Below are 13275 nucleotides of genomic sequence, written 5' to 3' on the forward strand. Positions count from 1 at the left end.
CACTCCTTCCAATAAAGTTTGTAAAATAAATTAACAATTACCGGTCTATTATTGCTTCAATGCGCTTTTTTTGGTGCATAATGCCCTTATTATTTTAAATACCTCATTAATCTACCATGGTTAGTGTTTTGAATTGGAAAGTAACTATGACCATAAATATGCGCTTAGTAACGGGCTTTGGCATTATTTTAGCTATGATGCTTATTTTAACTGTAATTGGTATATCGCGGGTAAGCCTTATTAATAGCAACATAACGCATATGACCGACGTAAACTCGGTTAAACAGCGTTATGCGATTAACTTTAGAGGTAGCGTACACGACCGTGCAATTGCATTGCGTGATGTTGTGCTGATAAACAACGAGAGTAGTTTACGCAATGTTTTAAGTGACATAGCAGAATTAGACGCCTTTTATCAAACCTCAAGCCGTGCTATGCGTGATTTAGTTAGCGATATGAGCCGTGAGGAAAAAGCGCTCATTAATAAAATAAATCAAATAGAACAACAAACTCAACCTTATATTGAAGACGTTATTAATGCTAAAAACGCAGGTAATTTAGGCGAAGCGTCACGTATATTGTTAACCGACGCTCGTCCTGCATTTACACAATGGCTAAGCGTTATAAATCAGTTTATTAATTTTCAAGAGCAAGCCAATCAAGCTACAACTGTTGACACTCGCGAAGTGGCCAGCTCGTTTAAAATATGGATGATTACATTAACCGCACTCGCTATTTTAATAGGTGCAAGCGTAGCGTACGTAATTAGTTTGCGTATAAGAGGTTCTGTAGGTGGTGAGCCACAAGAAGCCGCTAAAGTAATAGCGTTAATCTCACAAGGCGATTTAACTGCAAATGTAGATTCGTGCTGCCCTAATAGCATGATGGCCTCAGTAGCTGTTATGCAAAGTAAATTAAAAACCATTGTAGATAGCATTATTAATTCGTCTGATGAGTTGTCTACTCACTCGGCAAGTGTTGCATCTGGTTCGCAGCAAGCACTTAGCGCAGCCGATGCACAAGTTACTTATACTAATTCAGCGGTAAGTAGCTTAGAAGACATGAGCCGCAGCATAAATGCAGTTGCAGGCTCAGTTAAACAAACTGAAGATAACTCAAAGGTAACCGCGCAATTATCGCAGCAAGGCAGTATTGCAGTGCAAAAGGTGGCAGCCGAAATTGAGCAAATTTCCGTAACGGTTAAAGCCACAGTAAATCAAGTAAATGTGCTGCAAGAACATGTAAAACACATTGGCGATATATTAAGTGTGATCCGCAGTATTTCTGATCAAACAAATTTATTAGCACTTAATGCGGCAATAGAAGCAGCAAGAGCGGGTGAATCTGGCCGAGGCTTTGCGGTTGTAGCCGACGAAGTAAGGCAGCTTGCCCAACGCACAGGCGATGCGACCGGCGACATTGAAAAAATGATTTTACAAGTGCAAGAAAACACGCAAGCGTCGGTAACCGCTATGGAAACCACCGTACCCCAGGTAGAAAACGGTTTAACTCTAACCCACGAGGCAAATGAGCTGCTCAACCAAATACAACAACAAGCCAACGACTCATTAAGTAATGTGCTTGAAATTGTAGAAGCCACATCAAACCAAGTAGCAACCGTTGCACAGATTAGTTCAGGCGTTGAAGAAATTGCCAATATGTCGCAAGAAACCAGCCAATCGCTTAATAACAATGCGCAAAAAGCCGTTGCACTAGCCGACCTTTCAACAACATTAAAACAATACATTAGTTACTTTAAAGTGAAGTAATTTTTAGCGCATACAACAAAGGGGCTTTTAAGCCCCTTTTTTAATACCTATGTTTTTATTAAATACCCGCTATTTCGCGCTCAGTAATACACTCGTTTGAGGCCATTTCGAACTCGCGGCACGTAAGTGGGCGGTTTTCGTAAATGGTACACATTAATGTGTTACGGTCGAGTGCTTGGCACCAACCGTCGTCACCTCGTTTCATTACTTCGCTGCCCCACTTATCGTAATCAATGTATTGAAAAGGCACGCCCGTGTCGGTCACTATGCGCACTTCTAATTGGCAGCAACATGCCTGGCAATTAGCGCAGGTTACAGGCTCAGGTGCAGAGGAGATAGTTTTACTTGGAATAACAGTGTTAGGCATAGTGACTTAATAAAAAAGAGTAAGCCACTAGGATACAGGAACTCATACCAATTGCATTAAATAGCTATAAATTAGCGCGCTAGTAGTTTTGCTTTTATATCGCTGTAGCGCATTTGCTCGCAAAGCGCAAAGCCGCTCAGTTGGCGTACTTTGTTACGTGCAAATAACGGCACGCTCATGCCCGCTAAAAAGCGGCACTGGGTTTCAATACCTACACTGTGAATGCCTTTTGTTGCCATGTGCGCTAAAAACTCATCCACTTTTTGATAAACAACGTCATCGGCAATGTGAGCAGGCTCTATTGAATACTCAAGCTTTACAGCATTACCACGGCATACACTACAATGCCCGCATTGCGCTGGGGCATTATTATCATCAAAATAACGCGCTAAGTTATAGCTTAAACAGCTTTGTAGCTCAAAAAAGCGTACCAGTGCAGCTATACGTTTAATCTCTGCTTGTTCTTTTTCACTAAAATAACTGTGTAATTGTTTTGCAAGCTCAGGGTTATTTATAACCTCACTATGCACTTTGTATACTTGGGTAATACGTTTGGTTTCAAGGGTTATTAGGTTTTTTTCGGCTAGGTAGTCAAGCGCGGCTACTACGCGTTTGCGGTCAACCTGCGCGGCTTGGGTAAGGGTGTCAAAATTAAGCGTACCCCATATTTTTTTAAAATCGGTATGGCTAAATATTTGCGTTAAAAAGGCTTGGCGCTGCTCGTCAAACTGGCTAAGTAGCTCGTTTTTATCAACCAAAAACTTGTATTTAAAATCAGCGTAATAGGCGTACAGCGGCGTTATTGCGCCTTGCATTTCTAGTTGTACTAACAAGGTTTTAAGCGCTAATTGGCGAATATTACTCTCGCTCGATAAACTGTATTCTTGCATTTCCCATTGCTGGGGCTGGGCTTTAATATCGTTAATAACATATTCAATGCCACTCAGCTCTGGGGTATCGCCGTACACAAAGTTTTCTACTGTGTTTAGGCCATCTAAATTAGCCAGGGTGTAACAGTTTGATGGGTTACCATCGCGCCCAGCGCGGCCAATTTCTTGGCTGTAGTTTTCAATTGATTTTGGTAAATCGTAATGTATAACAAAGCGAATATCTGATTTATCAACGCCCATACCAAAGGCTATAGTTGCCACCACAACGTTAATTTTACCCGCCATATAGTCATCTTGAATTTGCCACCTTAACGTATCTTCAAGCCCTGCATGATATGCAACCGCCTGTATACCTTGCGCACTTAACGTGTTTGCTATTTGCTCAGCACTTTGCTGAAGCGTTACATACACAATTCCTGGGCCGTTTTGCGCACGCACTATGTTAGTAAGCTCAGTGTTTTTATCAGCTGTTTTTACACTTAGTACGCTTAAATCGAGGTTAGCGCGGTAAAAGCCCGTTTGTACAATACACTCAGGGGCAATATTAAAACGCTCGCTCATATCGCGTTTTACTTTTTTAGTGGCGGTAGCGGTTAGCAATAATACCAGTGGAATATTTAGCTCTTCGCGGTATCGCGGTAGTTTAAGGTAGTCGGGTCTAAAGTTATGGCCCCATTCCGATATACAGTGCGCCTCATCTACCACCAGCATAGACAGCGCAACTTGGCTTATAAACTCTCTAAAGCGCTCGTTTTTAAAACGCTCCACCGACACCATTAATACTTTAATTTTACCATTTCGCACATCGTTCATTACGGTGCTGCTTTGCATTTGGTCTTGGCTAGAATCAAGGCTTGCCGCGTAAATACCTTTGCTATTTAAAAAGCTAATTTGATCTTTCATCAAGGCAAGTAAAGGCGATACCACCAAAGTTAAGTTGGGTAAATGCATAGCCGTTAACTGATAACACAACGACTTACCCGACCCCGTAGGAAATATAGCCAGTGACGACTGCCCATTTAAAAGCTGCTCAATGGTTTGCTGTTGCCCTGCTCTAAATTGGCTAAAACCAAAATGCTGCTCAAGTGATGTAATTAATGGCGTGGTCATAAATATCCTTTTTAGTATTACAGCGGCTAATAAAATGGGTTTAAGCGATTATAACTTATATTCAGCCATACTTTTTATGTAAAAATAATATTAAAACTTAGTGCCTTATTTTTCATCAACTAGAGTCGTGTAAAGTGATTGAATCGAATGAGTAATTTCCGTTTTATTTATCGATCCAAAGCCAAAGCGGATATGAGTTGGTGTTTGCTGATCGTTATTAAAAAAAGTACTCAAAATCGAATCGTTACTCTTAAAATTGGATAAGTCTTTTCCTTTTGTCATTTTAGATATATCAACCCAAATAGCCAACCCACCGGTAGGTATATCAAACGATACCTTGCTACCAAAAATACGCGAAAACTCATTGACGGTATGATCTCTTCTTTGCCTATATTCCCGCCTTACTTTTCTTATGTGCCTTTTAACTTCGCCTGTCTCCATTAAGTCAGTTACAACATGCTCTGTGATTGTATTTCCTTGCCTATCTATAAGTACTATCTCTTGTGCTGCGCGCTGAATCAACTCGGTACTACAAACGATGTAACCAAGCCTTAATCCAGGAGCAAATACTTTAGACATAGAGCCTATGTGAACAACATTTTCGGAATTTGGTAAACTTGCTAATGGAGGTATGGGGTTTGTCTCGTAATGAAATTCGTGGTCATAGTCATCTTCTATTATGGTTAAATGGTGACACTTTGAAAGGCGAAGGAGAGCCAACCTTCGTTCCATTGGTAAACATACTGTGGTTGGGTATTGATGGTGAGGTGTAACATATATGCCAGCCACTTTATTATCACGAATTAACTTTTGTAAGTGTTCGATATTAAGTCCGTCTTTATCTAACTTACACTTCAATACTTTAAAGCCATTTGCTTCAAAAGTAGCTTGAGCAGGTGCATAGCACAGCTCTTCCATAACAATGGCACCATTTGTTGGATCGAGTACCCTTGAAGCTAAATAAATACCCATTTGGCTTCCTCTAACAATGCATATCTCTTGCTCTGAGCAGTTTATATAGCGATCACTTGAAACCATTTTTTGTAATGACATTCTTAGCTCTAATGCCCCTCTAGGATCTCCATAACCAAGCTTTGATCGTCGGCTTAAATTTACACATATGCGCCTATATGTTCTGGCTAATAACTCATAAGGAATTAATCGCGCATCAGGGGTACCATCATTAGTTGTTGTTATACAGCTTGCCTGCGCTAAAGCCTCAATATATAGCTCTTCTGTTAAATCAGAGGGGGCTTTAGTTTTTACAGTGCTACTAACTAATTTACTATCTGCGTCTGACAAAGTTTGTTCAGGTAAAGATTCAGCCACAAAGGTTCCACGCCTAACTTTGCTTTTTAACCATCCCTGCACTTCTAACTCTTCATACACATACTGTACTGTTTTTCGATTTATATTTAGCTGTTTAGCTAAAGTACGGGTGCCAGGTAACATACTCCCAGGTAGTAATCGCCCTCTTTTTATATCACTTATCAAGCAGTTCAATAACTTAGAGTGAAGTGTTTTTGCATTATTGCCTTCAAACGAAAATTTAATATCCCAAGGTCTTAACATACGCCCTCACAGCTGGCCCTATATAAATAACATATCTGGTTCTTATTATTAACCCAGCCTAACGCTACCTTTACGTTAATGTCAAAACATAACCACAGGAGAGATTAGGTGAAAACAGCAAATGCAACTAAACACGCACTCATGCAAATAGCCAAGAAAAACATGAATACCCTTATAGAAGACAGCCAATTTACAGATAGGCAAAAACTGGCTTTAACATGCAGAATTTTATTCGATAAAGGCCATGACTCAGGGTTAGCCGGTCAAATTACCAGCCGTTTACCTACAAGCCAAACATTCTTAACCCAGAGGTTTGGGCTTGGGTTTGACGAAATTACCGCTGAGAATTTAATAGAAGTTGATCACGACCTGAAGCCTTTAGAGCCTAATGCAATGGCAAATCCGGCAAATCGTTTTCATACTTGGATATACAAAGAGCACCCTGAGGTAAATTGTATAATCCATACACATCCAACGCATATAGCGGCACTCTCAATGCTGGAAGTGCCGTTGGCAATTTCTCAAATGGATACCTGTGGACTATACAACGACTGTTCATTTGTTGACCACTGGCCAGGTGTCCCTGTTGGTAACGAAGAAGGTGAACTCATCTCAAAAGCATTGGGTAAAAACAGAGCGTTATTCTTAGCTCATCATGGCCAACTAGTCATAGGAAAAACAATTGAAGAGGCGTGTAACCTTGCCATTTTAATTGAGCGAGCCGCAAAACTACAATTACTTGCTATGGCTGCCGGAACAATTAAACCACTCCCCGAGAATTTAGCACAAGAAGCCCATGATTGGGTCTCAACAGAAAAACGTAACCAAGTGAATTTTGCGTATTACGCACGACAAGCTTTAAAACACCATAACGACTGCATTTAGGAGTATTAAAATGAATTTATCAGGGATCATAGGTTATCCAATCACACCATTTCATGATAATGGTCAAGGAATAAACTTTAATAAGTTAAAAACTATTTTAGATACTTTGCTAGAGGCTGAAGTAGATGCCATTGCAGCTTTAGGTAGCGCTGGCGAAGCGGCCTATTTAAGTCAAAGTGAGTGGGAAAACGTTGCAAACTACACAGTTAAATATATTGCAGGCAGAGTGCCTGTAATTATAGGTATTGCAGAACTAACAACAGAACAAGCATTAAAGCGTGCTAAATACGCATATGATATCGGCGCAAATGCAATCATGCTTTCACCCTTTTCTTACTACCCTCTTAACGAAGATGAAATATTCACACATTTTAAACGTGTGTCTGATGAAACACCGCTCCCCATTATGATTTACAACAACCCTGCTACTTGCAAGGTTGATATGTCACCAGAGTTTATGCTGCATATGGTTGAAAGTATTCCTCATGCAACTATGATCAAAGAGAGTACAGGTGACATACAACGCATGCACAAGATTTACGAATTATCTAACGGCACAGTGCCATTTTTTAATGGCTGTAATCACTTAGCGCTTGATGCGTTAGTAGCAGGGGCTGCTGGATGGTGTACCGCAGCACCATGTTTAATCGCTAATAAACCAAAGCAATTATACGAAGCTGTAAAAGCTAATGACAATAACAAAGCAAGAGCTCTATTTTATCAGCAATATAACTTTTTAGAATTTATTGTTAAATCAGGGCTTGCTGCCGCAATAAAATCTGGATACGCCTTACAAGGATTTGATGCTGGCGAACCACGAAAACCTCTATTGCCGTTAAACGAAGAAGCACAAGCGGAGCTAAAAGGGATGTTACTCAATCTCACAATCATTAATTAATTACCAAGTAAGTACTTAATTAATTTAAGTACTTACTAACCAACGCAGGTGTTGCCCCGCTAAAGCTGAAACATACTTCTTTTTTTAACAGCAATTTAACTGCACAGCTAAACGATAAGAAAGTGAGTATAACTTATATGCCTTTATTCAGTATTTTTTGCTGACATAGCCGTTATTTAGGCGCAAAATACACTGTAGATGCTCAACAGCTTTCAAAGCAGACTTAATTTTATACCCAAGTGATTTTCAACAAGAATAATCAGATTATTTGGGTATATTATTTTTACGGGGCATTGCTATGAATATAACTAAACCTAAAATCGTCGTTATTGGCGGTGGCGCAGGCGGACTAGAGCTAGCAACACAATTAGGGCATAAATTAGGGAAGAAAAAACAAGCCGAAATTCTTTTAATCGATAAAAACCGTACCCACATATGGAAGCCGTTACTACACGAAGTAGCGACAGGCTCTATTGACCCCGATTTAGATGGCGTTGTGTATTCGGCCCACGCTGCAAAACATCATTATAATTTTCAGCTTGGTACATTTTGCGACATAGACCAAAGCAACAAAACCATTACCCTCGCGCCGCATCTTGATGAACTAGGCCACACTATTTTGCCAAAGCGTAGCGTACGCTACGATCACCTTGTTATTGCCATAGGCAGCGTAAGTAACGACTTTAATACCCCAGGTATAAAAGATCATTGCTACTTTTTAGACTCAAACCAGCAAGCAGAGCGTTTTCAGCATTCTCTACTCGACAGTTTTACTCGCCTGCATCAAGATGATAACCAACAGCAATCATTAAATATTGCCATTGTGGGCGGTGGCGCAACCGGCGTTGAGCTATCAGCAGAGCTTTACCATGTATCTGAACTACTAAAGCTTTATGGCCTTACAAATATGTCGTCTAAGCGTTTACATATACACCTAATTGAAGCGGGGCCACGTATTTTACCCGCCCTGCCCGAGCGCATTGCCGATAGCGCAAAACGCGAATTATTAAAGCTAGGTGTAAACGTACGAGAGCAAACACAGGTTAAAGAAGCCACCGAGCAAGGGTTTATAACAAAAGACGAAGAACACATAGACGCCGATATAATGGTGTGGGCTGCCGGGGTAAAAGCGCCTGACTTTATTAAAGATTTAGGTATTTTTGAGCTTACCCGTAGCAACCAAATTAAGGTTAACGAGTTTTTACAAAGCACTGTAGATGAAAGCATTTTTGTACTTGGTGATTGCTGCGCCTTTACCCAAGAAGACGGAAAGCTCGTTCCACCGCGCGCACAATCGGCGCATCAAATGGCGCTGTGTGTAGAAAAAAACCTCATTGCCACGTTAAAACAACAGCCACTGTGCGGCTTTAAATATAGCGACCATGGCTCGCTCGTTAACTTATCGCGCTACAGTACGGTAGGTAATTTAATGGGTAACTTAACCAGCAATACCTTTTTTATAGAAGGTAAAATTGCCCGTTTTATGTATATATCGCTGTATCGTATGCACCAGCGCGCCATTCACGGCAGCGCAAAAACCTTTGCATTATGGATAAGCGAAAAAGTACTACGTGTTGTGCGCCCTAAAATGAAATTGCATTAATCCATAAACACAACGGCTAAGTAATAAAAAGCTTTAAGAGATAGTATTATTTCTTAAAGCTTTTTTGCTTTATGCGTATCTAAAAGAGTACCATGCAGATAAATATATTTGTGAATTCAAGGGATTGACGCTAATGAAAAAAGTACTTTTTGGGATTGTAACAATCACTGCCTTGGCTGTTTATTTTTTCCAAACTCAACCTCATTTTGAAGATGTTGAACACTCTGAAAAAGTGGAACCAACCACCACTGAGCCCAGTACAGTTAATAAAAATAAGCCAAGTGAGGACTCACCCCTACAGGTAGTTAATAAACTAAAAAAGCAAATTAGCCTGTGCAGAGATCAATCACAACAACAAAGTACTAAAATACAAACCTTGAATCAGTCGCTTGTTTCATTTTTTGTAAGTGAACTCAAAAAAGGGACATCGCTATCCACGCTTTTAAAGTATTCAACTTTATCAAAGCTTAATCAACGCACATACATTGCCCTTTTAAAAGACGCCATTGTTGCTGAGCAAAAACAACAACTTAACATTACTCACTCTTTAAACGAGTTAGCTAGTTGGCAAGGTATTGAAGCAATTAAAAACCTCACCAACGACAAAGTAAAAAAACTACTCAAAGATTTAGGCAACAGTAGCACGGCTCCACCGGGGCTTACTATTAGCTTGCCTGTTGATGAAAATGTACAAAAAGAAACGCTTTACGCTTTATTAAGCAACACCGATACATTTACAACTTATGTGCAATCGTTTATTAAAGTTGAGGGCAGTGAGGTAATATCCCCAGCAACATTATTCGTACTTAACGCAAATAAACTCTCGCTTAAAGAGTTTGAGCAAGCTATTTCATCTAACCAATTTACAGTGAATGAAGTGGCTACCGCTATAAAAAATGATATACCTAATGAATATATTATTGCCCTTTTACAGCAAGTTCCCGCGCTAGATGCCTTGCCGTTATACGAACAAGACACTGTTTTATATAACTTAGCTGATATTGCGGTCAGTAAATTTAATTTACCCCTTGTAAAAGCACTACAAGCAAAAGGGATTACGCCAACCAACGAGCCTGGTTTATTTACAGGGTTAGACGTAGCTATTGTAAACCTGCCAAAAAGCGGCAACTTAACCCTAGCCCCATTAGATACTAAACACACCCAGCTTTTGGACTATCTTAAAAAGCGTGGTTACAAGGCACATAGCGGCAATGCGAATAACGACCTAAATAACCAAGGGGTATTTTTTGTAAATGACTTTATTTACCAGCAAGGTGCCTATATTAATAAGCAGGACAACCCTACGCAATACACTTACTTTAACCCTATAGGTAGAATAAGCAATGCAGAGTTACCTAAAATAACAACTAACGATAATTCTGACATAGCTACTTATTTAATAGACCTAGAACAACAAAAAAATGAGCTACAAGCGCGTAGTAACAATTGTAATGATCTACATAAAGAGTTAAAAACCGCCGAACAGTTGGTTGATATGAGGCAAGCTTACAATCAAGTTTGGAATGCAAATGAAGAACACAGTGATAACACCCCAGCCGTTTTGCACGCAATAGACCCTGTATTAGTTAACTACTGGTTTGCTTCACAAAACAATCAGCATTCATACGGTAGAAGCCAAAGCACATTTAGCGAATTATTATCTAAAGAGCAATACCACAAAGCGTATGAGTACAGCCTTAGTACAGTATTAACTCAAGCCGAAACGGATACGCTTTTTTCTTTATTACTGTTAAAACCTGATGATTTAATCACTCTTTGGCAAAGCCGAGTAGAACCTAAGCCACCGAGTGATTTACTACGATTGAGCAAACTTCCACTTAGTCAATGGCAAAAACTAAAACACGCTGGTTTTGATTTTTCGATTACCGACGTGTATGGCCGCGACGTATACCTTCAAGCAATGTTTGCCTCAAATGATATAGTGCAATTTTTAATTGATAATAAAATACCCTCTGATACAAAAAAGCTGGGCGTAGATATACTCGACCTAGCGCTAGAACAAAGCTATCACCAAGGGAAATTAAGCAAAAACGTTCCACTAGCGCTACAACTTGTAAAGGAGTTTGAGCCAAACCACTTAGCCCGCGTAGCACGATTAAAAATGTTTTACCCTGAGGTTTATCAGCAGTTAATTCATCTAAAACCAGCGCTTAAGCCTGCCCAAGGCACAGAGCTAAATCATTATATGTTTGATAATCACTAAATAACCCACCAAGCACGCTAATGCCCTTAGCGTGCTATATAGCTAAATTAATGTCTTTAATATTTAACATTGCCTGTGTAGAGTATTTAAAACAATTAAAGGATTAGGGCTATGACGGGTAAAACGCTAATTTTTAATTTTGATGGTACCGGGGGCGAGCCTCGCGATGCAGAACAATTTAGTTCAGATCATTTTAAAGAAGACAGTAGTATTTCTAATATTCTTAAGCTGCATTTATTATTAGGCGGCAAGCTCGATGACTCCCCCACCACCCCATTTACAAACCAGCTTAGTTTTTATTATCAAGGTATTGGCACCAAAGGAAGCCGCCTAAAGCGTATTTTAAACCAAACTTTAGCGCCACGTGGTGACGATGTGGCCAGTATTTTAAATCAAGCCATGCGTGATTTTAAAACGCATTACCAACTAGGCGATACCCTTTTACTTACGGGTTTTAGTCGGGGCGGCGCACTTGCTCGGCGTTTTGCAAAAATCCTAGAGCCTTTAATTAGCGATAATATTTACGTATGTGTATTTGATACCGTGGCCTCAATTGGTTTATCAAAAGTCAGTAAAGCAACACGCGGTGCCCAGCATGTTATTTTTGAAAACCACACCATTGCCAAAAATATTTCGCAGGCACTGCACTGCGTAGCACTTGATGAAAAACGCCGCGCATTTGAACCCACCCTAATGAACCATCAAAATAATATTACCGAGCTTTGGTTTGCAGGGGCGCATTCAGATATTGGCGGCGGTTATTACCGCGATGGCCTAGCTGATATTTGCCTGCGCTATGCGCTTGAATGGTTAATTGAGCAACCACTTGAAATTAGTTTATTAACCAGCCACGATATTGACTACGAAACCTTATTGCCTGGCAGTAAATTAGTTGACCAAGACGATGTAACCGTAACGCCCGATCCTCTGGCTTTAAGCCATCAGCAAAATTACTTTTGGTTTAATTCCATTTTTAAATTGGTCGACAGGGAGTGTTGTGTACTGATTGATAACGAAGCAAGCAACCTTGAGCCATTAGTTCACCAAAGCGTGGCTACACGGATTAATAAACTAACCAGTTATCGCCCAGAATCGCTTAAAAAACGTCATTACAAAATAGGTTATAACGACGGCACAACATTAAGCTTTGTCGGGTTAAGCCCCCACATTGCACTCGCTACCCAAAATATGAGCGTGCTTGGGATTAATCAAAGCCAAGATGTAATGGTATTTGCCTCAGAGCAATATAACACCACCGGTTTAATGCTTGAGCAAGGCGCTACGTATCGCTTTACACCTTATCCAAACCAGTTTTGGTACGACGATGGCGTAAAGTGCACTGCCAGCGGGTGGCATCGCGATAACGTGCAATTAGGTGTAAAAGAAATCCCCATAGCATTACTTGAACCATTTAGACGACTTCCTCGCGCACAATGGTTTTCTTTAGTAGGTGCTATAAATCAAAACGATGAACACCTGTTTGAAATTGCTGGTGGCAGTGACATAAAAGTAGCTAAATCCGGTGAGTTTTGCCCCTTTGCCAACGACTTAAGCCGCTTTTACGGCGCTAATGCAGGGAGAATAAAAGTAAAAGTAACCCGCATAAGTTAAATGAGGGGTGTAGACGCGCAGCTTGCTGGCGTTTAAAAGCAACGCTTTTACCTAGGCATAAAGTGATCGTTTTACCACAGAGAAGCGAAGGAGAATACCTGGAGAAGTGACTAAACATTACGCGCGTTTTCTCTGTGAAGCGCGACGCGCCTCGGTGTACTCGGTGGTGTTATACAGATAACTTATACTAATTTACTTTGGCTGCTCATTTACTCCTCATTCTCTTCTCTTTGTGCATTTTTGTATTAAAGATCAATAAATTACAAAGAGTTTAGAGGCGCTTCGTTTTTAGAGAAATAACTAAAATCTTGCGCGAGCAAGCTTCGCGCCTTGTATCTCTCGTTGA

At 40.3% G+C, this 13275-nt stretch carries 9 protein-coding genes; 6 read left to right on the forward strand and 3 right to left on the reverse strand.

Annotated features, from left to right (window positions below):
- Positions 1-146 precede the first annotated feature (146 nt).
- The gene (locus CWC16_RS17250) at positions 147-1769 is read left to right on the forward strand and encodes a methyl-accepting chemotaxis protein (protein ID WP_138542417.1); all 1623 of its coding nucleotides are present in this window, start codon (positions 147-149) and stop codon (positions 1767-1769) included.
- Positions 1770-1827: 58 nt separating this feature from the next.
- Here the strand turns inward: CWC16_RS17250 and CWC16_RS17255 are convergent, their stop codons facing one another.
- The 3 genes from CWC16_RS17255 to pdxR all read right to left on the reverse strand — a co-directional run bounded on the left by CWC16_RS17255 (position 1828) and on the right by pdxR (position 5708).
- Entirely contained in the window at positions 1828-2136 is a 309-nt protein-coding gene (locus CWC16_RS17255; protein ID WP_055020172.1) for a YkgJ family cysteine cluster protein, read from the reverse strand.
- A 71-nt stretch (positions 2137-2207) separates the two neighbouring features.
- Positions 2208-4136 (reverse strand): RecQ family ATP-dependent DNA helicase, encoded by a 1929-nt coding sequence (locus tag CWC16_RS17260; RefSeq protein ID WP_138542418.1) that lies wholly within the window; start codon positions 4134-4136, stop codon positions 2208-2210.
- Between the two features lie 105 nt (positions 4137-4241).
- Complete coding sequence (gene pdxR, locus CWC16_RS17265) at positions 4242-5708, reverse strand: MocR-like pyridoxine biosynthesis transcription factor PdxR (RefSeq protein WP_138542419.1); 1467 nt, start codon at positions 5706-5708, stop codon at positions 4242-4244.
- A 108-nt stretch (positions 5709-5816) separates the two neighbouring features.
- Between pdxR and CWC16_RS17270 the strand changes: the two genes are divergently transcribed.
- From CWC16_RS17270 to CWC16_RS17290, 5 genes are all read left to right on the forward strand, one after another.
- Positions 5817-6593, forward strand: coding sequence for an aldolase (locus CWC16_RS17270; protein WP_138542420.1), 777 nt, complete (start codon positions 5817-5819; stop codon positions 6591-6593).
- Between the two features lie 10 nt (positions 6594-6603).
- A complete protein-coding gene (locus tag CWC16_RS17275) occupies positions 6604-7491 on the forward strand; it encodes a dihydrodipicolinate synthase family protein (RefSeq protein WP_138542421.1) in 888 nt (295 codons plus the stop codon).
- 298 nt (positions 7492-7789) lie between these two features.
- On the forward strand, positions 7790-9094 hold the full coding sequence (locus tag CWC16_RS17280; protein WP_055020170.1) for an NAD(P)/FAD-dependent oxidoreductase: 1305 nt from the start codon (positions 7790-7792) through the stop codon (positions 9092-9094).
- A gap of 133 nt (positions 9095-9227) precedes the next feature.
- A complete protein-coding gene (locus tag CWC16_RS17285) occupies positions 9228-11318 on the forward strand; it encodes an alkaline phosphatase family protein (protein WP_138542422.1) in 2091 nt (696 codons plus the stop codon).
- Between the two features lie 111 nt (positions 11319-11429).
- Positions 11430-12929 carry a phospholipase effector Tle1 domain-containing protein gene (locus CWC16_RS17290; RefSeq protein ID WP_138542423.1) on the forward strand — a complete coding sequence of 500 codons (1500 nt, stop codon included), beginning with the start codon at positions 11430-11432 and terminating at the stop codon, positions 12927-12929.
- Positions 12930-13275 lie beyond the last annotated feature (346 nt).

The organism is Pseudoalteromonas sp. S3776 (assembly GCF_005886915.1).
Lineage (GTDB): Bacteria > Pseudomonadota > Gammaproteobacteria > Enterobacterales > Alteromonadaceae > Pseudoalteromonas.